The sequence below is a fragment of the Solitalea canadensis DSM 3403 genome (assembly GCF_000242635.2).
Taxonomy (GTDB): Bacteria; Bacteroidota; Bacteroidia; order Sphingobacteriales; family Sphingobacteriaceae; genus Solitalea; species Solitalea canadensis.
The window spans coordinates 179,496-201,930 of sequence record NC_017770.1; the positions used below are offsets into that span (position 1 = coordinate 179,496).

Below are 22,435 nucleotides of genomic sequence, written 5' to 3' on the forward strand. Positions count from 1 at the left end.
AGGTGGGTCAAAAGGGTTCTTATAACGGTTTAAGGGATTTTTTATATTAAATAAAAAGGGAGAGCTTTCGCCCCCCCCTTTGACTTATGTTACTATGAAGAAAAGTCTTTTATTTCACTCGGTTGTTTTTCAAAATATTGACGTTTAGTTTTCAATATATTGTGTCAATACTTCAGCCAGTTTTTCTCCGCGTAAGTTCTTAGCTATTATTTTACCGTTTTTATCAAGTAAAAGATTAGCAGGTATACTACGAATGTCGTATAATTTCGCTACTTCATTTTCCCATGATTTGAGATCTGATACTTGAGTCCACACAAGTTTATCGTCATTAATAGCCTTCAACCATGCACCTTTCTTTTGATCAAGAGAAATTCCCAATATGGTAAAGTTCTTATCTTTAAACTTTTCATAAACTTTTACCACATTAGGGTTCTCTGCACGACAAGGACCACACCAAGATGCCCAGAAATCAATCAGTACGTATTTGCCTTTGAAGTCAGAAAGTTTGATACTATTTCCTAATGAATCTATTTGAGTAAATTCAGGGGCTATAGCGCCTACAGCAGTGGCACGTGCAGTACTTAAACGCTTGGCGAAATCAATACCTGTTTTAGTATTTTTGTTAACAGCAGATAAGTTATTAAAGAGGGGTTCTGCTATATCGATATCAATGATACTGCCGGCAACTTCTCTTAAAGCAATCAAACTAATGTAGCTATCTGGATTCTCTTGGATAAATTGTTTTTGAAGCTTTACTTTTTCTTCAGAAGCAGGGTCATAAATCTTCTTCAACCCATCAGCGAATGTCTGATCTTTTCGTTGCTCATCAGTTGCTTTCATCCATTTATCGTTCAAACCACTAATAATTTTTTCAGGATCAGCCAGTAGTTTTTGATACTTACTGTAATCATCATTTATTTTTGATCCTTTTAGCACTGCATTTTTTACGGAGTCTTTGGTTATTAATTGCACATTCCCTTCTGCTAAATAAAGTGATTTTTCGTCCATTTTCGTTTGAAGTCCCTGCCCATTGTGATCAATCAATATTTTAGCAAGTAAAGGGGTTGTAATTTTACCTGTAAAGGCAAAAGTATTGCTTTTGATAATGGTAGAATCAATAACCCTTTTCCCTTTTAAAGTATAAGACAAATAAGCCTTCGCCGGTGCTTTTATATTTTCAATCTTACCATTTATTGTATAGGTTACTTCTTGTGCAAAAAGTGAGTATGGTAGTGCTAATAATAATGTTAATAATATTCTCATTTGTAATTAAATTGCTAATGTTTGTGATTTTAGTTCATCAAATGAATTCTTAAAGAATCTTTACGGCACTGTTTCTAGTCCTTATTAATAAGCTGAATTTTGTACCAAGTAAGGATTAGCCCTTATCTCAAGATCCGGAATAGGAAATAGCTCTGAACCTGGTTTCCAGGCATCAGGAGGAGAAAGTGGTTTCAAAATAACTTCAGCTCTGTTTGTTCTTTTTAAATCTAACCATCGATGTCCCCATTCAGCAAAAAATTCCACCTGACGCTCCTTTTCGATAGCGAGTAAAATGGAGGGCTTATCACTTGCAGTGGTTGAAGATAACCCTGCTCGCTGGCGAACCTTATCCAAATCGGCCGTTGCTAACGATAGTTTGCTGAGTTGAGCACGCGCTTCAGCTCTTATAAGGTATTGCTCTGTAAGTCTGAATACAACATAGTATTCGGTTACCGCTCCTACTCCTGCTTTATATTTTGCCGGAAACGCCCAGGTCGGGTTTACAGGATTGCTGAACCCAATCCAATTGGTTTTTCGGTTATCATTGGGTTCAAACGCATTTAACAATCCTTGCGATAATTCAAAATTTGGTCGTGTATCGCCAATAACAAGAAATTGACCAGCTTCAACAGTGTTTGAATTAGCCCTCACTGGCTGTAATTGCCAGATCGTTTCAGCGCTTTCCTTTTTAAAGACTTCGTTTAATGGAGGCAAACTAGCAGCATAGACTCCTGAAGAAATAATTGCATCAGACTCGTTCTCTGCATCCTGCCACCTGTTATTATATAAATAGGCCCGGGCTAATAAAGCACTTGCAGTCCAACGGTTAGGACGAAGACGTTCAGCAGTTGGGTAAATGTCTGACAATAATACTTTAGCATCCTTTAGGTCAGCAATAATCTGTTCCCATACTTTACTCGTTGGGGTACGCGGAAGAAGCATGTTTTCTTGATAATTGGTATTTAATACCAGGGGAACATCTCCAAATAAGTTAACAAGATAGAAATAGCAGAAGGCCCTCATAAATTTGGCTTCTCCTTCCAGTTGTTTTCTTGTTGCTTCAGTCATTCCACTTGCCGTTGTAAGTCCTTTAATAATGGCATTGGTTCTATAAATATACATATAGCCATCACTCCAAAGAGCCCCTACATATGAGTTGTCGGGCGTTAAGTTATGATCATAGAATTGTTGGTATAGAGGAGCTGACGTATTACTTTGAGTCCACGATAACTCATTTGCCGACATACCTCCAAGCGCTGACATTGAAAAGCATACAAACGATCCATTGCTGCCGTATTGATCGTTCATCATATCGATGTAAATAGATAACATCGCAGCTGTAGCCGATTTATCACTGGTAAATATTTTATCACTGGTTAAAATGTCCGGTGGGTTTTCAACAGTTACAAACTCCTTACATGAACATAAAAGTACTGTCAATATTAAAAAACTGCGCACAGCCAGCCTATTGCTTATTTTAGCTATATATTGGATTTTATTTTTTAAATACATAATGTTTATACTTAATGATTGGAGACTAAAACATTACCTGAAGGCCAGCTGTCATTGTACTCAACGGAGGCATAGAATTGAAACTCATTGTTTCAGGATCTCCAATTTTGTACGGACTGATGGTGAACAAGTTTTGGGCCTGTAAATACATCCGAATATTTTCAGCTTTTACTTTCTGCGCGAGCTTTTTATCTAACTGGTAAGAAAGTGATATGTTTTTTAGTCGTATAAAAGATGCATTTGAAATACGCGCATCAGAATAGTTAGCATAATAACTGTAGTTAGTCGCAGCAGTACCTGTTGTTGTAAATCGCTGAACATTTGTAATGTCACCAGGCTTTTGCCATCTATCAAGTACTTCAATAGATTGATTAGATCGGGTTCCCGGAGCATTAAACAAGATGCTGGTCTTACCCAGTTTATTTACAAAATGGAAAAAGAAATCCAGTGTAAATCCTTTATAGCTAAGTGTGTTTTGTAATCCACCGTAATAACGTTGAGCTAAATCATAAACCTCTGTTTGATCTTTGGGTAGTGAGGTTCCTGTTAGTTTATGTAAACCAGTGCTAGGATCAACACCTTCATATTTAATCCACTTAGAAATTGTTACAGGCTGCCCGATTGACCACACACTGGCATAATAAGTATCTTCCAATCCCGGATAAGCTATTAATTTATTACGTGGAATGGTAAGATTGAATGAGGTTTTCCAACTGAATTCTTTTGATTGAATATTGGTTGTATTAAGCATGAGTTCCCAACCAGAGTTTTGAAGTATAGCATCTCTGTTTGCATTAACATATGAATACCCTACCTGCGACGGGAGCGTTAGTCCTGTTAATTGATTATCAGTCCTATTTAAGTAATAGTCTGCACTTACATAAATCCTATCATTCAGGAAGGATAACTCCATTGCCATTTCCCATTTCTTATTTCGTTCCCAGGCATAGTCAGGGTTTTCCAAATTATAGGGATAAATTCCAGATGTTCCCTGATATGGAACGGCAGCTGAGGTAGGGAGCCATTGCGATATGTATTGATAATTTCCTACACGGTCATTTCCTGTAACCCCCATACTTGCTCTCAATTTACCAAAACTGAGAAAGGACAGGTTTTTCATAAAACTTTCTTCTGAAAATATCCAAGCTGTTCCTATTGCTCCAAAATTACCAAATTGTTTACCCGGCCCAAACCTGCTTGAACCATCTCGACGGGCAGAAATATTTACTAAATATTTGCCTGCCCAGTTATAGCTTATACGTCCAAATCCAGCAGTGTACCGGTATTTACTGTATGAACTAGTGACGCTTTTAGTAGCAGCAGGACCCGGTGTTAACAATAGCTCATCATTAGTGTAACCACTTGCACTTATTCTTTCGTTAGATCCTTCCTGTTCCTGGAAACTTCCCCCTGCTAATACCTGCAAATGGCTTTTACCCCACTGTTTCGTATATTCTGCCTGCGGCTCTGCAATCCAGTTCTTTTGAGATTGATTGAAAAATTCTGCTGAACTAATGGCATTTGTGTTAAATGGGCTTTGTGATTTTAACGGATTTGTAGTTGTTTGATCGAGCTTCAATAGATTAAACCCTGCATCAAGTTTTAACCGTAAGCCATTAGCAATATTATAGCCCATGTTAATGCTCGAAAGCATATTTTCAGTTAGGCCTATGTACTTTTTCTCAGTATATGATAATGGATTGGTGAAGTTAATACCCTGATCTCTCCAAACTAAGTTACCATGTGAATCAATTGGGTAAGGAGCATTAGGAATTGTGTTAATTCCGTTTAAAATGTCTGATGTAACAAAATTATTTTTATCCGTGCTGTAAGTTGCATTAAATGAAACCGAAAACTTATCATCTGAAGAACGGTGATTTATATTTGAGTGCAGGTTTACTCTATCATCATACATATTGCCATAGTAGGGAGGTGTTTCACGATGATATCCTGCCGCCAAAGAGAATTGCGTTTGCTGCCCACCACCTGATAAGCGTAGCTGACTATCATAACTACGCGCGGTTTTATCAAGTAAAAGTTTAGTCCAATCTGTATAACGAGTGGTATCCCATACCATTAAATCGGTTGCATTTGCTGTTGTTGGGACAATACCATCATTTTTAAAAGCCTCTTTACGCATGGCCACATACTGTTGCGTATTTAGCATTTTTGGAAGGCGGGATGGTCTTGACCATCCTGAATTAAAACTGAAATCTAATGTTGTTTTACCCGCCTTAGCCCTTCTTGTGGTAATGAGCACTACACCGTTAGCTCCTCTTGAGCCATAAATAGCGGTGGCATCTGCATCTTTTAACACTTCCATGCTTTCAATATCCGCAGGGTTGATATTTACAAACGGGCTGGTGCCTGCAGTTCCACTCATTAGACCACCTAAGGTTTGAGCCGAAGTACCGGTAGCAAAAGTAACGTTTCCTAATGCGTGTGCGAATGGCACTCCATCAATTACATATAAAGGTTCTGAGCTTGCCCCCAAAGAACTTTTTCCGCGAATAATTACACTTACAGGAGCACCTGGATTACCGCTTGCCTGCGTAATTTGAACACCGGGTAATCTGCCACTGAGTGCCAATACGGGGTTTTCTACCGGTTGATTTCGGATATCTTCTCCTTTTATTTTTGCAACGGTTCCCGTATTTAACCTTCGAGTAGTGGTTCCATAGGCAATTACCTGTACTTGGTCCAGGTTGGCAACATCTGGAACCATTTGTATGGTAACCGAATTTGACTGAACTTGAATTTCTTTTTTCTTATATCCCACATAGATAACAACAAGGGTGCTTCCTTGGTCTGCTGATAAAATGAAGCGGCCTTCGGCATCTGTAATTACAGATTTAGCTGTTCCTTTAGCAATTACAGTAGCTCCAGGTAAAGGTTGTCCCTTCTCATCGAGGATCAAACCTTTTACCTCTATAAGCGCTAAATAGTTAATAATCTTGTTAACAATACTTACCTCTTTGGGTTTAATGGTTACAATTTTATCATCAATGGTATAAATTAAGTCCTGATCAGCAAAGCATGCCTTAAGAGCCTCATCAATTGATACATTTTTTAAGTTTAAATCAACTTTTTTTGCATTATCAATCAAGCGATCGTTGTAAAAGAAATCATATCCGGTTTGCTTTCTGATTTCATTAATTGCATTAACAAGTGCAATATTATTTTCACGGATTGAAACGCTTTGTCCAAATGAATTGGCACTCGCATGGAGAATGGTAACCGTTAATATTACAAAGATTAGCTTCATAATCAGTAAATATTTAATCATACCGGTTGGTGGCCTGTATGAGTAATTATTGTGAAATTTCATACTTTTGATACTGGTTTAGATGTGAGGTGCGCATAATTATTCACTTTAATGCACTTCACATGGGTTCATTAATAATTGTTTGTCACAATGCCGATTAGTGTCGGAATTAATGAAATCAACCAAACTTTAGCCGGAAATGCTCGAACATTTCTGGCTTTTTTTTGGCCAATTCATTTTGTCTTTTGTTATGGATCCGGGTTGTAAACTTTTCTCATATTATTGAATTGGATTAAGGGTGATTTTCTAATTGATTTCGGTAACCTTTATTTTCTTTCCTTCAATTTCAAACTTTATTTGACCAGTTGATTTGAGCATTTTTAAAACAGTTGCAAGGTTTTTACTTCTGGAAAGTAATCCACTATACGTTCGATCTATTCGGATATCTGTAGTAAACTCAACCTCTATATCGTACCATCTTTCCAGCTCTCTCATTATTTCATCTAACGGGGCTCTCTTAAAAATAAAGTCGCCATTTTTCCAGCCCATTACTTGTTTAATGTCAGCCTGTTGTACCACTAGATATTGGTTACTAAGTGATTGCTGACCTGGTTTCAATATTACTACTGAAGTTTGTTTTGTACGTTCATTCTCAATTAAGGAAACACGTACAGATCCCTGTAGGAGTGTAGTTTTAACAGCCGCTTCGCTTGCATAACTGTTAACATTAAAATGCGTACCCAATACCGCAACTTCTTGATTTGCAGCTATTACTTTAAAAGGTTTTGTTTCGTTGTGAGCTACTTCAAAATAAGCTTCTCCATTTACCTTTACTATTCGCTCCTTACCAATGAACTCCGTTGGATAAGTCAATGAAGAAGCTGCATTTAACCAGACTTTAGTGCCGTCCGGTAACACTACATGGTAGGTGCCTCCTTTGGGTGTGGCTAACACATTTTGGGAAACTTTAACAGACGAGCTATTCTTGTTTAAGGTATAAACTATCTGATCATCCCCATTTTTAGTAATCACAGCATTATTTTCATTAGCCACTACTCCATTTTTAATATCGTTAAGAACAACTGTTGATCCATCCGCTAAAGTTAAAATGGCATTATTGCCTCCCGGAACAATACGAGTGGCCAGGCTTAATTCCTGTTCAGTTTTTTTAGTTCCCTGTTTTTTACTTATAATGAAATAAGAACCTACTGATAAGATTAGAATTGCAGCAGCAGCATATTTAAATGCAAGCTTTTGTAATTTTCTTCGCTTAATACCATTCTGATATTGATTCAATTGATTATCAACTGCATTCTTGATTTCTCTTTCAAGCTTTGCATGTAAATGCTCATTTTCTGGAACAAGAAAATCCGGGTAAACTTCAAATGAATGGTAATACGCATGCAAAAAACGTATTTCTTCTGCTGAAGCTTGTCCTTGCTGATACTTCCTTAAAATTTCAAAAAAAATATGCTTATCAATAATTGACATAAAAGGTCATTTATAATACATGACCGCTTAAATTGAAAATGGCCCACAAGCAGTTACAATTTTTTTAAGAAAAATATACATTGTCTTAAAAGTCGCTGTGGAAATTATTTCAGAGGAAGGAAAATAATAAGATAAGGAAGATAGATTTTCGCAGTTTGGCGAGTGATCTTCCCAATAGGTTTCGGACAGTTTTGGGTGAAATTTGAAGTTTCGACGCAATTTCAGCAGTAGTTAGTCCTTCGTAGTGTCGTAGCCTAAATATTGTTTGTTGTTGCAAAGGTAAGGTAGCAATTAATGCTTCAAGGGCCTCAATAAGTTCTCTGTGAAGCAGTTTAGCGTCGGCTCTGTCAACTGCATTTTCTAATTGAAAAATCAGATCCGGCATAGCTGTATACCGTTCTTCCTTATCAATCAAATTAAAAACCTTATTTCGCACAGCAATGTGCAAATAAGCTCCTATGTTTTCAATTTCAATTTCTTCCCTTCTTATCCACAACTGTGTAAAAACATCTTGAATGACATCCTGAGCTCTATCCGAATCATTCAAACGTTTGTAGGCACTATTAAAAGCCTGTTTCCAATATTTTTGATATAAAGAATCGAAAGCAGCTTTGTTCCCACCTTTTATTTGATTAAGAAGTAAAGAATCTTCAGAAGAACTTGAGTTTTGATTAAACATTTATACCCTCAATAATGTCAAACTTAATCAATATTATCAAAATTGAAAATTAAAGAAAGTAAATCTCCTTGAATTGTATACTATATATTTTCATCTGTTAAGTCGAAGGCCCAAAATGCCTTTACTATTTAACTGGAAAATAGTTTCGAATGACAAAACAAATATCTATCCGTAGGATTGCAGCACGCTAACTATCTGAGTTAGATGGGTAGCGTTTAAAAAATTAAGGTTGCTCTATTCAATATAAGGAGGACACAAGCAAAGAAATTAGTTATGTATATTTATAAAATGTGTGCAAAATCAACATTCCACGAACGACTAATAGTTAATTAAGAATGAACACTCAATCGTTATCCATACCGGTTTCTACAGGCATTGGTTCGATCTCGGCCGAATGTATTGTTCCGGAGAACGTTAGCTGTGTGCTGACGCTGGCACATGGTGCTGGCGCCGACATGAATCATTCCTTCATGGTAGCATTGGCAGAATCATTAGCGGAGATGGGCATTGCTACATTAAGGTTTAATTTTCCTTTTACAGAGCAGAAAAAAGGAAGGCCCGATCCGCCGGCAGTAGCGCACAAAACCATTGAAGTGGTTATTCATAAAGCGCATGAGTTATTTCCTTCGCTTCCGCTGTTTGTTTCCGGCAAATCTTTTGGCGGGCGAATGAGTTCGCAATATTTAGCACTTCAACCTAACCCAATAGTTAAAGGAATTATTTTTTATGGATTTCCCCTTCACCCGGCAGGCAAACCGGCTGTGGAACGTGCCGAGCATTTGAAGGAGCTGAAGATACCCATGCTTTTTCTGCAGGGAACCCGCGATACACTAGCCACTTGGGATTTGATCGAATCAGTTCGCTCTTCGTTGCCCTTGGCTACCTTAGTAGAGATTGAGGATGCTGATCATGCATTTAAAGCCGGAAAGCAAAATACTATACTGATACTGGCAAACGCCAGTAAGAACTGGATCGAGAAGATCGAAGGTTAGCAACACTTTAATCCGCTGTTGGACGGTCGCTTTAATATCTGCGCTTTACCTATTTCTTTGGTGCATTTTGATCGTACGCTTTTTGTAGCCAACTGAAAAGAACTTTGTCTAACTCCTTTGAAGAAATAACAGCAACTTTGTGTGTCATCTGTGTGTTCCAATTTCCGGCGAGTTCAAATCGCTCAGTAGGTGATTGATCTTTTAATTTAAGGCCAATGTACATTCTGTCTTTTGTCACTTGTACAACAGCAAATTTCCGTTCGCCTCTCAAAAGGCTGATATAACTTGCAACAGGAGCAGTTTTTAAGTCCGTACTAAATGATTGAATTTTCTTTATCAATGTGTTATAAACTGAAAGCCATTTTTCTTTTTCACCTGAAAAATGTTTGTCTATAGTATTATCTGTGTTTTGTTCATTTAATCCTTTGAAAACACTATAGATAGCCATCGCGTGACCGTGTCCTAAGTCAAAATCTTTTTTTAGCCATGCTACTACTTCTCCTGCTTTTATCCCGGGTTTCAGTAAACCCTTTTCCTCGGCTAGCTTTTTAAAATCATCAGGTGATTTCCCCGTCTTTATTTTAATGTTATCTAAATACGCTTGAAATGACATCGTTGCTAGTTTTGGTGTTCTAAATTTTGTTTTAACAGTTCTAAACTCCCTTCAACATCCTTTCCAAGCATTTTATCCATATTCATAAATAATAGAATGATGTTTAATGGATAGTTCATTTTGCTGCTCATGCCCCAGGTAACCTTGGTTTCGTTGTTCGAAATCGGCATCGTAGTAAATGGAGTGTATGCAACTCCTTTCATTGGCTTATCAAAACGAACTTCAACCTCTATTTTTCTATTATTCTCAATACGAATTATTTCTTGTTCACCAACGCCTGCTTGTTTATTGCCTTCCCAAGCGTAAACAAATCCAACTTCTCCGTCATTACCTCTGAATGATTTTTTGAGATGAGGGTCCATCATCACCCACTTATTAAATTGGTCCTGGTTTTTCAAATGCCGCAAATAGTCAAAAACGAGTTGAACAGGTTTGTTGATAGTTATTTCTCTTTTAAAAGAGTAGCCTTTTGGTGCTATTAATGCAGCCAATAGGAAAATAATAGCCAACAAAACTATTATTAGGGCGATTATACTTACAGTATTCATATCTATTTTATTATCGGTAAGCTTGTTCTGATTTTTACGTTTCTTAAGTATTCAGCCATCCACATAACTATTGCAAAAACAATGGGGAAAATGAACGAATGCCCATTAATATTAGCTGAATAGGTAATGGCAGCTGCTCCGCCCAAATAGGCAGTAAGAAACAGCCCACCAATAACTGTTGTTCTTGGCACAATGTATAATAGTGTTGCAAGCAATAAATAAATACCAAGTGGTTGAACACTGCTCTCATTCAATCCTAATTGCTCGGTGCCTTCTATCGACCTTTGATGCTTTATTACTTTCATTAAAGCGTCAAAAAGCAGGAATGTTGAAACAAGTCCTTTTAAGATACCACCTGTCCACAGGCTGGCTTTCGAATTACTTTGATTTTGTTCCATTTCTCTATTTATTAGGTAAGCTTAATTGATTGGAGGATACGTAAAGTTTATCATCCATAATAGGTCAAATCTATCCTGACACATCCCGAAATAGGCGCCCCAAAATGTTTTGTTCATGGGCATTTCAATTTTGCCATCTTTTGATAGTGCCTGGAATAATTTATCTGCTTCCTTTTCATTTTCAGCCTGAATACAGATGTGAAAGTTGTTTCCAAACTTTAACTCATCATCGTTTTTGGTTAATATATCGGTAGCCATAAGAGTTGTTGATGGCGTAATTTTTAAAGAAATATGCATCATCTTTTCCTGGTCTTCAGTAGTCATCTTATCGCCACCAGGTAAATCTTTATAACGTTGTGCAGTTATAAAATCTCCACCAAAAATGGATTGATAAAATGAAAAAGCCTCTTTGCTGTTTCCGTTAAAATGCAGATAGATATCAATGTTAGTCATCTTTATTTGTTTAATGTATACTAAAGGTAGATGTTAAATTATTTAGTGCATATGTGTAAATACGACATTGTTTAAAAGGTATTTGCGACAGTTTGAATTTTTACCTTTATAAGTGTTAAATTCATTCAATGCAGAAGAAACATATATCCATATTGGCGATGAAAAATGCCAATTATGCATCTATTATAGATGCAAGGTCTGTTTTTACAAAAGCAAACGAATTGTTCAGGGTTGAGCATAAAAAGGATGTTTTTGAAATTGAAATTATCGGTGAAGAACAAGAATTAATGCTGGAGGATGGTTTGGTTAGTATTAAACCTGATCGTGTTACCAAAAACATTGAAAAAACTGATTTAATTATAATTCCTGCACTTAGAGGCGATATGTTGAGCAGTAGCCATTACAACAGGTTTTTTGTTGATTGGATAATAAAGCAATACAAACGAAATGCGGAAGTGGCTTCTTTGTGTACCGGTGCCTTTATGCTGGCTTTTACAGGATTATTGAAAGAGAAAAAATGCACCACACACTGGCAATATGCGAATGAGTTTAGGTTTTACTACCCAAACATTACACTTATCGACGAGAAAATAATAGTAGAACAAAACGGATTGTATTCAAGTGGGGGAGGGACTGCCTACTGGAATTTGCTGCTGTTTTTGGTGGAGAAGTATATTAGCAGGGAGATGGCTATACTCGTTGCGAAATATTTTGTAGTTAATCTGGATAAGATGGTTCAAACGCCATTCATTGTTTTTAATGGTCTTAAGGAACATAATGATCGGGAGGTATTGAAAGCTCAGGAGTTTATTGAAGAACAATATGCTGAAAAAATAACGGTTGATGATTTATCTGAAAAACTGTTTCTAACACGAAGAACCTTTGAAAGAAGGTTTAAAAAAGCCACCCATTGTACTGTTCTTGAATACTTGCAAAAAGTTCGGATTGAGGCGAGCAAAAAGTCCCTGGAAATAGGCAGAAAGTCTGTTGATGAAATTATGCTGGATGTTGGTTATTTTGATAGTCAAACGTTTAGGGAGTTGTTTAAAAAAATAACAGGCATCACACCATTAGAGTACAGGGATAAGTACAAGAAATAGATTACATCATCTTCTTCCATTCCTGGTATAAAAAAACAGAAACATAAATTAGGACTTGGAACGTCTTCCATGTTCTTGCTGACAACTATTTTGGCAACCGCAAGATCTGCACAGTTTATATTTCAAATCTGAATTACCTTTGCTAAGTAAATTAATCAAAATGGTAAAAGAATTACTCACCTATATTAGCTATCACCTGGAAGAAAAGATTTCCCTGGATCAGCTTGCAATAATTAGTGGTTATTCACCTTTCCATTTGCATAAGGTACTTAAACTGGAATTACAAGACAGCGTTGGTAATTACATTAAGAAGCAAAAGATGAAGAAAGCGGCCTATCTTATCGGACTTACCAATACGCCTATCGGTGAAGTGAAATTCCTTGTGGGTTATGATAATGACTCATCCTTTGCCAGGGCATTTAAAGATATCTATAGTATCAGCCCTTCTGCATTTAGAGAAAACAATGAGTTAAAAAGAAAAATAGTTCACCTGAATGAAGATTATGTTTCCCTTAAATGTGAAGCGGTAAAGTTTAAAGAGCGACAAGCTTTTATTTTTCCAAGTTATGGCAATTACTTTTCCAAAAGTATTTACCGTGTCTGGAAAGATGTTGCTCAATATTTAGAAATCCATAAACTGGATCAGGATCAATTTGAATATTACGCTATATTCCACAATTGCCAACATCTGGATATGGACACACCTTTGCGATATGATGCGGCACTTGTTCCTAAGAACGATGCTTTACTGCGTATCAACCCGTTCCTAAAGTTTACTATGCCATCAGAACGGTTTGCAGTCTATCGTTTTTGTTCAAAGGTGTCTGACTATCAGCAAAATTCACTCGTTATTACACGTCATTTGATAGAATCTTCGGGTTTTGAGCACAGGGAAGGAGTAGCTTATTTCCGGTTCCACCAATTCCCCGACTGGAAGGATCCCGATAACCTCTTATTAGATTGGTATCTACCTATTAAATAAATTTTAAACTATAAACTTATGAATAAAAGAGTAATTACAGGACTCACCATTATTGGTGGGGCAGGACTTCTATTTGCCTTTGGTGACCTACTTATCCCTCAGGAAAATGTCATTTTTGATGCGGTTAACCGACCAAAAGAATTTGCTGCATTGGTGACCTCTGGTCCTTATCAATGGTGGGCCGCAAGAGGATTTGTTGGCGTGTTGATGGAAATGATCGGCACAATTACCTTGTATCAGATATTAGCAAAAACTAAAGCTGAAAAATGGGCTTTTGCAGGATTGTTACTTTCACTTACGCACCAAATTCTGGGTTGCGGAGTTTTTGCCGTTATCCAGTTTCTATTTCCGGTCATTGGCCAGGAAGTATTAAATGGTAATACTGAAATAATAAAATATGCTTCTATTAACGGAGGTTTGGCCATTCTCTTTGGGATTTCATTAATAAGCACCTTATCAGGCCTTGCCCTTATGGCAGTTGCCATATTTAAGAGCGGAGTTTTACCAAAATGGTCAGGATGGATCGTTTTTCTCGGATTTGCATTAATTCCTTTTCCGGGAGTGGCCCTGCAATTTATTGCCAACACACTTTGGGGAGGAGCCTATTTCTGGATGGCTATTCATATCTACCGTCGGTACAGAAATGACTTGTTTTTAGAAAGTTTACCTGTGAGGCAGTGATTTTTAGATTGGATTGGGTATGAGTATCTATTAAACACCTTTGGGTATTGAGAACACGTGACTTATAAGAGGTGCTCTGAAAATAATAAAGTCTTTAGTTTACTACTAGAGGCTTTTATTTTTCTTTCGTAGTTGGAGACGGGAGTTGAACCCGTGACCTCAGGGTTATGAATCCTGCGCTCTAACCAACTGAGCTACCCCCCTACGGCGTTTAAAAGGCCTTTTTCTTGGCGAAAGTTAATAATATTTGGCGCATCTGTTGGCGCACGACAAAGTTAATTGTTGTATGTGAAGTTTCTTCTAATTCCTTAAATTATGAAAAAGCTTGGGTTAAGTATTGACTAAATATTGTACATTTTAAAAAGTACCCTTATTAAGTTATTCAGATATGATTGTTACTTTAAAGTATCTGCGAGGGTTAGGAGTCAGTCCACCTGACGCAAAACCCGTGTTAGTACCAGTTAAATTCTTTCTGTCCAAAACCAATTTAAGTTTAAGTATAGTTTTAAATAAATAACTTCACGTTCATGATGTATTCTAAATGTGATTTCTGTGTTTATTAACTGTTGTAATTGACTTTCTGAGTAATTTGTTTCAATCATTTATGGTCCTACTAATAATTGCTACTAACGTTACAGTTCAATGGCGCGATGAAAAATTGCTGGGTCTTAATTTCCGTACTAACGATAGGTAAATCCATTGGTAAGTAATATTACCATATTTCTCTCTATTTTAATTATCTTAAACTTTTGCTTAGTTAACTTTATCAAGCTTACCAATGTATCTTTTAAGACTAATGATTGCTTTATTATATTCCCAAAAATATGTTACAGTTTCCAATTTTGGAGTTGATAATTCATAAGTAACTATTTCTTGAGATAAAGACTCAAAATGCAAAGTGGTAAGTTCGCTCTCAATACTAAAATAATTAAGTAAAAAATCTAATGATAGCTTTTTCTCCTTCCATAGCCAAAACTCACCAAACTCAGTTTTCATTACTCCCCGAGTAAGCATATTATCGATTTCATTAATATTTCGAACAGGATATTTAAATATATTTCCGTTTAATAACCTATTGCTTAAAACAATACAACACTGGATTCTATCCACTTTGCTTAAACTAATATGATGTTTAGCTTCCAAGGTATTAATTAAATGTCCATTATTGAATGAATTAGTAATTTTATCTAGTTGATTTTCCGCCTTTTTAATATAGTCAAATGTGGTTCTTAAATCAAATGGGCTTACAGGATGTAAGTTATGTTTGCATTCGAAAATAAATAAGGTGTTTTCATAGATAGCGCAAAGATCAATATCAGTATTTTCTATTTTGGTTTCTATATAACACTGGATTTTGGCTTCACTAAATGAATTAGCAAGTTTAATTAATAGCGGATCATTTTCTCCATCTTTAAGCAGTGAAACATTACCACGTTTATATTCTGAAGCATAAATGTTCCTCACAAAATTAGAATTGGATAGAACAGATAAGGCAATTAAAAAATAGCCATCAAAGTAAAGTATTGGATGATATTGCAAGTCCAAAAATGAATCCAAATTAGACTCCCAACATACAATATCAAGAAAAGCATCTGCTTTATCTTCTGAAACTACTTTTTGCAAATGAGTGGCAAGGTTTTTTTCGCTTAAAACAGGGATTAGTGAACGAAAAAGCAAATCCGAACCTTTTTTCTCTTTTTTATAAATTTCTTTAGAAAAAAACTGATAAAGAATTAAAAAGAGTCTTCTAATTTTTATGATATCGAACAGACTTAAGTCGTTCTTAAGTTTAATTCCTTCTAAATCAGCCGGATTTAATAATTGCTCTTTAAAAACACTTGCTAAATAAATGACTTCTTCTTTAAAAAGTTCATTTGATTTAACAAAACTATTAATTAAATGGTCGTAAAAGTTTTCAGGTATCTGTAATGAGTATCTAGGATAATTATAAGTTTCCGTGTACTTAAAGAAATCATAACCCTCCAAATTACTAATATCTTTGGTGAAATCTTCTATCGAAAGAGCGTTATTTTCGTTTTTAAGTCTATCGTTTAAATATTGAATCTCTGTCCTTATGTATCCTAAGCGAACTGCTTTTTCAAAGTTTTCAAAAGGAGGAGCTATAAAAAGTTTATCATTTTTTAAAACGCAGTAATAATCGAAATGATCAAATTGCACTTCAAAATCTTTATAATCTAATAGAAAACAGACTGGAATTAATAATTTGGAAATTTCATTAGATAAGATATATTCTTCGGATATGAAAGTTATGTTTACGTTTTTATTTTTAATGCGATCTGAATAGAAAAATGTTAAAAATGAAACGGCAGCACTGATATCTTCTTTTGTTCTACAATTTAAATCCATCAAATCATTCACTTTATTTGGCATATGATCCACAAGAAAGAGAAAGTCAACAAAAGAGACAAGAGTCTTTATTAACGACTTATTAGGATAATTAGTTTCAAACCTTTTGATTTCTTGAATTATAAACTTGTCGATATCTTTATAAGATTCTAAAATGGGTGAAAAGGTTATAATTGAATTTAAATAGATTTTTGTCTTATCTGTTAGACATCCAAATCTATCACAAATCTCTAATAGGTCTAATGCAAGATTCTTTACAATGCATTTTTGATTGATATATTTTGAATATCGAAACAACCCTTTTCTTTTAATTATCTTGAATGTTTCATCATAGTTGAAATAAATTGATATTATTAAGCCATTACGAGTTGTGAGATAATCTGCGTTAGAAATGCTTCTTTCAATTTTTGTTAGAATCTCTTTTAGCTCTCTTTTAGCAGGTTTTATTAAAACATTCTTTATTAAATACTCAATTAATATTTCTTTACTTATCTTTTTAAGGTTTATGTCATGTACGTGCATAGAATAGAGTTTTGCCCTTCAAATCCAAAGTATTCGCTATTTAAATTCTAGATCAAAAAGTATTTTGAATCTCTTTAATATCATTAACAGAGTCAGAATGAATTGAACTAAAAGAAAGAAAGAAATGAAATGAATAATTATTAAGAAAAGCCATTTCATGCATTCATAAATTAATGATGGTAATAATTCATATATAAAATCAATTCGACTTATTTGAGTTAAAAGACAAAAAACAATTGTGAAAATAGAAAGTAGTACACTAAATAAAACGTTAGAAAAAACTTCTTTGACTAACCCTACCTTGTCAGATTGAAATTTATATTTAATCTTATCATTGGCAGATGTATCGACTAGATTTTCCTTTTCTTTTTTACCAAGATCAAATAATAGAACAAGTAAGCTAAGCAAAAGTCCAATTAAAATAGACAATGAAGTTATTAATAGGTTGATACTATCCTTATTAAATCTTACACCAAGAAAAAAAGTAAGAACTAAGGATATCAAGATTGGTACTAACCAAAACACAACCCAGTCAGACCTAGGTATAGTAGTAATACCTTCATTTTGTAACTTATTATTATCATACAAAGTTGCATAGTGGCTGTTAACTATTGATGAAATATCCACCCTTGCAAAAATCCTTTTAAGAAGTTTGCTCATATTGAAGTATTTGGCAAGATTTCGTCAAAAGTGATTTTATAGGCCTCGTCTTTAATGCTTTCGTATATCGGATGTTTGGTCTTAGAATCAATTTCTACAACATCAGATAAATCATAGAATGTACCGAAGTCGGTTGGCTTTTTCATATTAAAAACTCTTTTTTTGCCACCAAGCATTACTTCTGCACTGAGATCATCATATTCAAAGTTTTCTAATGGAAAAATTTCCATAATTGAAGTTTCAGAATTTTTAAAAGATTTTAGTGTTTGTTGAAACCCAAGAAAACTTCCTTTTTTAGCTTTTACGGATAGATTAACCTCATATTGATTTTTTTTATCTTCATTACTAAAAGAATTTTCAAACTCTTTAGATAGTCCATGTCGCCTGAAAATCAGGTTGGTAACTGATCCAGTATCTAATAGCTGATCAAATAGACTGGGAACTGAAAGTTGAGTAATGTAGCAAACAACACCTGAGTTTTCTATTTTTAGAAATTCATTAAATGCTTCTTCAAAAAGTTCTTTAAAACCAAATTGCTTATAGCTTTGAGCCAAAAACAGAAGTCCTTCAGATTCCTCACTTGGTTGACAAATTGAAAAGAAAAAATGAGTTGAGTTATATTTATTGATATCTATTGTTGCAACTGTAGATATTTTTTTTTGCTTGCCATTTTTGTTTAATTGATCGACATAAGATTCCTGTCCATTTGTCCCTTTTCGAAATAATCCATTTAGTACATTATTCTTATAATCAGGATCTAGATGGTGAATATATAAAACCCTGTCTTCCAATTTATTTTGAAAGGCGGAATCAAAAAATGAAATCATTCTTTGCATTTTCTGCTCAAAAGAGCTATTTCCCAATGCATCATTAACCTTTATTATAGCAGAGTGAGGAGTGTTTTTCTGTTTGAATCTTATTACATAGCAATTTAAATTTATGCTAATAGATGAATGTTGTTTTGAAATAGCCATAGATGTAAAATAAAATAGTAGAATTTTGCTGGCAAGATATTAAAATGAAAGGGCTTATAAAAGCTCCTCATCTCCAAAGGAATAGTAACCTTCACTTGAAATTATCAAATGATTTAGCGTATAAGTGATTTGCCTAGCTATAGTAAAAATGGGACAGAGAATTGTCAATTTTATCTTTATAAGATTATGATCAATTCTTTGTCCAACTATTTAGTTTGGACAGCTTTTTGAAAATTCCTTAATTATATACCCCTAAAAATTTACTGTCCGAAATTCTAATTCAAAATTAGTTCAAAAAGGGACTTATTAGTGACTGTCTTTTTATTTGAATCAAATCAGTAAAATGTTAAATCAATTTATCCCTATCTTTACTCCACCGATACTTGATAAATTGCTCAAAATCATCCTCATCAGCATGTTCTAAAACAATTACTTGTGGTTTATATCCACATTCATTTTTAATATTATCAATTTCATCAGAAATTACTTTGAAAATATTTTTTACTTGAACAATATTATCATCAACTTTCTTTTGTTCATTTTCGACTTCTTCATCTAATTGCTTATAAACCTTTGGAAAGTATACCTGACTGGGCTGATCCAAAATTAAAATTGAGGGGATTTTTGATGTTGAAGAGATACTGTGTAAATACAAAAATCCTAGAAATGCAGATAAGTGAATGGCTAACCAGTTGGAACCACTACCCATCTCGGATAGTAAAATATTTTCTTTATCTTTTATATTGTACTTCAAGCTAAATTTTTCCAAATCAAAAAGTATCTTTCCAGGTTTGAACTCTTCCTCAAAATCTAATAGTTCACAAATAGCACTCATCTTTTCACTTAATATCATTTGCGCCTTTTGTAATTCTTCTTTTAGATTGAAGCCAGCAAGTTTATTTTTGAGTTCTTCAATTTCGGCTTCTAACTCTGAATAATCACTTCTGCTATTTGATAAAAGCTTATTTCTTTCAATAAGATTTTGAGCATTGGCTTCCGTTCTACCTCTTAATAGCAATCCTTTTTCGTATTCATTTTTAGTATTGAATTCTGTTAATAACTGTTTATTTAGGCTTTCAGCTTTAATACTCAGTTCTTTCAATTCTTTCTTTAGATTATCTCGCTCTTTTCGCAGTGAGGAGTTTTGATTAGAAGTATCATTTACATATGTACCAATTTTTTCAAATTCGTCTTCCAGTATTTCGTTAGATTCTTGGATGACCGCAATTTTCTCTTTTATCGCTTCTACTTCTTGATCACAAAGTGGGCAATGAATTTCGCTAACACTTGTCTCGATTGATGCTAATGATTTTAATCGATTAATATTCTTAGAGTAATTTTTAGATATGTCATTATTAGATTCAATTGTAGACAATAAATTTTGGACTACATCTAATTTTTTCTTTTTCTCAAATATTAAATTATCTATTTTTCTCAGTTCTTCATTAAGGTTTTGATCACCAACTGAATTAGCAGTAGAGTTTGGTAAATCTGTAACAAGCTTTTTAAGATCAGGCAGAGTAATATCATCAGATAGCTCTTTGCCTAAAAAAGTATAGTAAAATGATAAAACGCCATAAAGATCATCTCGTAATTGTCCGTTACTAATTTTTAACTTCTCATCTAGCTTTTTCTTTTGACTTAATTCTTTTTGTTTACTTTCTAAATCTCTCTGCAAATCAAAAAAATCTGCATTTCCCCATCCCATTAGGACAGGATAATCATCAATTGTTTTTTTCCTTTTGTAAAAATCATCAAACCTATAAAAAAGACTATGTTTATTAGCGATCAGATTTTGATGCTGAAATAAAAAAGGCACGAAACTGCGCATTGTCACTTTTCCTCCAGAATTCCTTTTATCATCCTCTTCATCAGTCCTTGTATCTAAAACAGAAATCCCGATGTGCTTTTCAAATTCTTTTTTAGCTTCATCTAAGTCAATCAATTTTTTATCGATGAAATATTCTATGGAAAAGTTGTAAATCAAATCAGAATCAATTTCCACATTAAAATACATTTGATTACTATTTTTTCTTCTTCCAATAATCAAATGTTTGTCTTTAACTCTAAAAATTATGCAATAAAGTTCTGTCCAGTCTGTTATAATTCCTTTCGGTATAGTTGATCTACTAGCAAACAGACAATAATCGATTATTTCAATTACTGCACTTTTACCTGTTTTTGAATCACCTGAAATTATATTTAATCCATCATCGAACTTTAGTATTCGTACTTCCTGATTATCATTGAAGAGAAACATATGTGATATCGATGCTTGCATAATCTTATAAATTAAAAAATATTTTTTTATAATCTTCCTTAGACAGAATTGCCCCTAAATTAAACGCTGCTTTATAGTATTCTTTTAATATAGGATTTTTCTCTTCCGAATAGGTAATCTTTTGTTCTTCCTTTAGAATTATATACTTGGAAAATTCAATATTATATATGTTTGATAAAGTAATCAAAGCTTCTTTTGTTTTCGTTCTATAATTAGCCAAGAGAGTTTCAACAACAATTAATTCCACCTTTACTTCGGAATTTAAAAATGTATTAAATGTACTCTTTGCAGTACTCCTCACAAGTTTATTCTTTATTGTATCATTGTAAATTAAAGGAAGAACGTAATAGATAAGTTCCATTTTCAGCTGATTATTTTTTGCACCACCCAAAGTCATCAGTAATAATTTTGATGTAAATAATGGATTAAAAAGAATCTTTTCTGTTTTAGCTATATTCATATATCAGTTTCTTTATATAACCATTCAAAATCAGTGGTTTCGTTAATATTCTGAATCCTACCATTGCGAAAAAACGCCTGAGTTCCATTAAATCCTAAGATTTCATTATATGGTTTGGTAATGCACTTAAAATAAACTTCTTGTGATTTTCTTATATGAGAATCGTCTTTGAATGAGTCATTTGATAAATGATATGAGGCTGCATTTTTTTCAGTCTGTAGACCAGAATTTATCGCTTCTTCATAGATTATTATATTATCTTTTAACGTAGGATTTATTTTTAGAATCTCTTCATAAGCTTCCTCCGATCTAACGTAATCTTGAAATGCCTGATGTAAATCGTTTTTTCGTATTGATATTGCATTCAATTTTTCAATGAACTTATAACCTTTGGTCAAATTCGTGTCATCTCTTTCTGACTCCTTTATGGATGGAAAGGGAATATAATCTTTGGTAAACTTTGATAAACTGAATCGCAAATCTAAATTGAAATCAGTAATATTAACTTCCCATTTATTTGACTCATCAATAGCTTTCTCAATGATCCATTCATTAAGTACTCCTATTGCAGCTTTTCTTAAATTATCAGGTATTAATTTAAAAGTGGAATGTTCTTTTAGTTGAGCTAATTTTTTGTCAACTTTTGGTTTACTACTACTAATTATGAACTTTTCTAAGACTCCTAATAAATCAGGCTTTGCAATATTTTTAGTATCAAAGATTACATCTTTAAATTGTTTAGAAGTAGCTGAAATAGAATGATCGTTGAGCTTTTTATACTTTACATCCTTTGATAATTGATTCCAATTATAAAAGATACTATCACTCGGCACATTTTGCGTAGTGTGAAGAATAAACCTGTCGTTTGACTTTAATTTATCGTATTCCACGACAAGATTTTTCAATGTTTTCCAAAAATCCACAGAATTACTAGTAAGGTTTGATTCTTCTGCGTGATGCTTAACCTCAATAGACTGGCTTCCGTATTGAATATCTCCAAAGCATTCAATGTAGACATATTCACCATTTTTAGCATTTAAACAGTACTCTAATGCAATTAATTTTTGATATTCAAATCCTAATTGCTTTTTAGTTGAATCGTTATTTAAAGTTTCACTCATCCTTAAAAAATATATTTTTAATAGCTGTATTTGTGGTAGCACATTACTTATAAAATTGCTGCTAACGAGTCGC

At 34.1% G+C, this 22,435-nt stretch carries 19 protein-coding genes; 4 read left to right on the forward strand and 15 right to left on the reverse strand.

What is annotated here, in order from left to right; genetic code table 11:
• Window positions 1-144: 144 nt before the first annotated feature.
• The 5 genes from SOLCA_RS00690 to SOLCA_RS00710 form a co-directional block, all read right to left on the reverse strand.
• Window positions 145-1,263: a TlpA disulfide reductase family protein gene (locus tag SOLCA_RS00690; RefSeq protein WP_014678521.1), complete on the reverse strand. Its 1,119-nt coding sequence runs from the start codon at window positions 1,261-1,263 to the stop codon at window positions 145-147.
• Window positions 1,264-1,347: 84 nt separating this feature from the next.
• Window positions 1,348-2,775, reverse strand: coding sequence for a RagB/SusD family nutrient uptake outer membrane protein (locus SOLCA_RS00695; RefSeq protein WP_014678522.1), 1,428 nt, complete (start codon window positions 2,773-2,775; stop codon window positions 1,348-1,350).
• A gap of 25 nt (window positions 2,776-2,800) precedes the next feature.
• Window positions 2,801-6,040, reverse strand: coding sequence for a TonB-dependent receptor (locus SOLCA_RS00700; RefSeq protein WP_052308528.1), 3,240 nt, complete (start codon window positions 6,038-6,040; stop codon window positions 2,801-2,803).
• A gap of 306 nt (window positions 6,041-6,346) precedes the next feature.
• Window positions 6,347-7,531 carry a FecR family protein gene (locus SOLCA_RS00705; RefSeq protein ID WP_014678524.1) on the reverse strand — a complete coding sequence of 395 codons (1,185 nt, stop codon included), beginning with the start codon at window positions 7,529-7,531 and terminating at the stop codon, window positions 6,347-6,349.
• Window positions 7,532-7,640: 109 nt separating this feature from the next.
• Window positions 7,641-8,210, reverse strand: a complete 570-nt coding sequence (locus SOLCA_RS00710; protein WP_014678525.1) for an RNA polymerase sigma factor — start codon at window positions 8,208-8,210, stop codon at window positions 7,641-7,643.
• Between the two features lie 335 nt (window positions 8,211-8,545).
• On the opposite strand from SOLCA_RS00710, the gene SOLCA_RS00715 reads away from it, so the two are divergent.
• Window positions 8,546-9,202, forward strand: a complete 657-nt coding sequence (locus tag SOLCA_RS00715; protein WP_014678526.1) for an alpha/beta hydrolase family protein — start codon at window positions 8,546-8,548, stop codon at window positions 9,200-9,202.
• Window positions 9,203-9,251: 49 nt separating this feature from the next.
• Here SOLCA_RS00715 and SOLCA_RS22655 read toward each other — a convergent pair whose 3' ends face one another.
• The 4 genes from SOLCA_RS22655 to SOLCA_RS00735 are packed head-to-tail and all read right to left on the reverse strand — an operon-like array spanning window position 9,252 to window position 11,214.
• On the reverse strand, window positions 9,252-9,815 hold the full coding sequence (locus SOLCA_RS22655) for a DUF4287 domain-containing protein (protein ID WP_014678527.1): 564 nt from the start codon (window positions 9,813-9,815) through the stop codon (window positions 9,252-9,254).
• A gap of 5 nt (window positions 9,816-9,820) precedes the next feature.
• Window positions 9,821-10,363 (reverse strand): SRPBCC family protein, encoded by a 543-nt coding sequence (locus SOLCA_RS00725; RefSeq protein WP_014678528.1) that lies wholly within the window; start codon window positions 10,361-10,363, stop codon window positions 9,821-9,823.
• Window positions 10,364-10,365: 2 nt separating this feature from the next.
• On the reverse strand, window positions 10,366-10,761 hold the full coding sequence (locus tag SOLCA_RS00730; protein WP_014678529.1) for a DoxX family protein: 396 nt from the start codon (window positions 10,759-10,761) through the stop codon (window positions 10,366-10,368).
• 21 nt (window positions 10,762-10,782) lie between these two features.
• Window positions 10,783-11,214 (reverse strand): VOC family protein, encoded by a 432-nt coding sequence (locus SOLCA_RS00735; protein WP_014678530.1) that lies wholly within the window; start codon window positions 11,212-11,214, stop codon window positions 10,783-10,785.
• A 128-nt stretch (window positions 11,215-11,342) separates the two neighbouring features.
• Here SOLCA_RS00735 and SOLCA_RS00740 point away from each other — a divergent pair, with 128 nt between their 5' ends.
• The 3 genes from SOLCA_RS00740 to SOLCA_RS00750 all read left to right on the forward strand — a co-directional run bounded on the left by SOLCA_RS00740 (window position 11,343) and on the right by SOLCA_RS00750 (window position 13,977).
• Window positions 11,343-12,314, forward strand: a complete 972-nt coding sequence (locus SOLCA_RS00740; protein ID WP_014678531.1) for a GlxA family transcriptional regulator — start codon at window positions 11,343-11,345, stop codon at window positions 12,312-12,314.
• Window positions 12,315-12,474: 160 nt separating this feature from the next.
• A complete protein-coding gene (locus tag SOLCA_RS00745) occupies window positions 12,475-13,296 on the forward strand; it encodes an AraC family transcriptional regulator (protein WP_014678532.1) in 822 nt (273 codons plus the stop codon).
• An 18-nt stretch (window positions 13,297-13,314) separates the two neighbouring features.
• Complete coding sequence (locus tag SOLCA_RS00750) at window positions 13,315-13,977, forward strand: hypothetical protein (protein ID WP_014678533.1); 663 nt, start codon at window positions 13,315-13,317, stop codon at window positions 13,975-13,977.
• Between the two features lie 753 nt (window positions 13,978-14,730).
• Here the strand turns inward: SOLCA_RS00750 and SOLCA_RS00760 are convergent.
• From SOLCA_RS00760 to SOLCA_RS00785, 6 genes are all read right to left on the reverse strand, one after another.
• Entirely contained in the window at window positions 14,731-16,866 is a 2,136-nt protein-coding gene (locus tag SOLCA_RS00760) for a hypothetical protein (RefSeq protein ID WP_014678535.1), read from the reverse strand.
• A 36-nt stretch (window positions 16,867-16,902) separates the two neighbouring features.
• Window positions 16,903-17,526: a hypothetical protein gene (locus SOLCA_RS00765; RefSeq protein WP_014678536.1), complete on the reverse strand. Its 624-nt coding sequence runs from the start codon at window positions 17,524-17,526 to the stop codon at window positions 16,903-16,905.
• Entirely contained in the window at window positions 17,523-18,500 is a 978-nt protein-coding gene (locus SOLCA_RS00770) for a hypothetical protein (protein WP_014678537.1), read from the reverse strand. The genes SOLCA_RS00765 and SOLCA_RS00770 overlap by 4 nt, the downstream gene beginning before the upstream one ends.
• A 346-nt stretch (window positions 18,501-18,846) precedes the next feature.
• Window positions 18,847-20,781, reverse strand: a complete 1,935-nt coding sequence (locus tag SOLCA_RS00775) for a DUF3732 domain-containing protein (protein ID WP_014678538.1) — start codon at window positions 20,779-20,781, stop codon at window positions 18,847-18,849.
• 4 nt (window positions 20,782-20,785) lie between these two features.
• Complete coding sequence (locus SOLCA_RS00780) at window positions 20,786-21,241, reverse strand: three component ABC system middle component (RefSeq protein ID WP_014678539.1); 456 nt, start codon at window positions 21,239-21,241, stop codon at window positions 20,786-20,788.
• Window positions 21,238-22,362 (reverse strand): hypothetical protein, encoded by a 1,125-nt coding sequence (locus SOLCA_RS00785; RefSeq protein ID WP_014678540.1) that lies wholly within the window; start codon window positions 22,360-22,362, stop codon window positions 21,238-21,240. Before SOLCA_RS00785 ends, SOLCA_RS00780 begins: the two co-directional genes overlap by 4 nt.
• Window positions 22,363-22,435 lie beyond the last annotated feature (73 nt).

Excerpts from the sequence above, each read along its gene's own strand:
- SOLCA_RS00690 (WP_014678521.1), bottom strand. The coding sequence starts at position 1,263 with ATGAGAATATTATTAACATTATTATTAGCACTACCATACTCACTTTTT.
- SOLCA_RS00695 (WP_014678522.1), bottom strand. The coding sequence starts at position 2,775 with ATGTATTTAAAAAATAAAATCCAATATATAGCTAAAATAAGCAATAGG.
- SOLCA_RS00700 (WP_052308528.1), bottom strand. The coding sequence starts at position 6,040 with ATGAAGCTAATCTTTGTAATATTAACGGTTACCATTCTCCATGCGAGT.
- SOLCA_RS00705 (WP_014678524.1), bottom strand. The coding sequence starts at position 7,531 with ATGTCAATTATTGATAAGCATATTTTTTTTGAAATTTTAAGGAAGTAT.
- SOLCA_RS00710 (WP_014678525.1), bottom strand. The coding sequence starts at position 8,210 with ATGTTTAATCAAAACTCAAGTTCTTCTGAAGATTCTTTACTTCTTAAT.
- SOLCA_RS00715 (WP_014678526.1), top strand. The coding sequence starts at position 8,546 with ATGAACACTCAATCGTTATCCATACCGGTTTCTACAGGCATTGGTTCG.
- SOLCA_RS22655 (WP_014678527.1), bottom strand. The coding sequence starts at position 9,815 with ATGTCATTTCAAGCGTATTTAGATAACATTAAAATAAAGACGGGGAAA.
- SOLCA_RS00725 (WP_014678528.1), bottom strand. The coding sequence starts at position 10,363 with ATGAATACTGTAAGTATAATCGCCCTAATAATAGTTTTGTTGGCTATT.
- SOLCA_RS00730 (WP_014678529.1), bottom strand. The coding sequence starts at position 10,761 with ATGGAACAAAATCAAAGTAATTCGAAAGCCAGCCTGTGGACAGGTGGT.
- SOLCA_RS00735 (WP_014678530.1), bottom strand. The coding sequence starts at position 11,214 with ATGACTAACATTGATATCTATCTGCATTTTAACGGAAACAGCAAAGAG.
- SOLCA_RS00740 (WP_014678531.1), top strand. The coding sequence starts at position 11,343 with ATGCAGAAGAAACATATATCCATATTGGCGATGAAAAATGCCAATTAT.
- SOLCA_RS00745 (WP_014678532.1), top strand. The coding sequence starts at position 12,475 with ATGGTAAAAGAATTACTCACCTATATTAGCTATCACCTGGAAGAAAAG.
- SOLCA_RS00750 (WP_014678533.1), top strand. The coding sequence starts at position 13,315 with ATGAATAAAAGAGTAATTACAGGACTCACCATTATTGGTGGGGCAGGA.
- SOLCA_RS00760 (WP_014678535.1), bottom strand. The coding sequence starts at position 16,866 with ATGCACGTACATGACATAAACCTTAAAAAGATAAGTAAAGAAATATTA.
- SOLCA_RS00765 (WP_014678536.1), bottom strand. The coding sequence starts at position 17,526 with ATGAGCAAACTTCTTAAAAGGATTTTTGCAAGGGTGGATATTTCATCA.
- SOLCA_RS00770 (WP_014678537.1), bottom strand. The coding sequence starts at position 18,500 with ATGGCTATTTCAAAACAACATTCATCTATTAGCATAAATTTAAATTGC.
- SOLCA_RS00775 (WP_014678538.1), bottom strand. The coding sequence starts at position 20,781 with ATGCAAGCATCGATATCACATATGTTTCTCTTCAATGATAATCAGGAA.
- SOLCA_RS00780 (WP_014678539.1), bottom strand. The coding sequence starts at position 21,241 with ATGAATATAGCTAAAACAGAAAAGATTCTTTTTAATCCATTATTTACA.
- SOLCA_RS00785 (WP_014678540.1), bottom strand. The coding sequence starts at position 22,362 with ATGAGTGAAACTTTAAATAACGATTCAACTAAAAAGCAATTAGGATTT.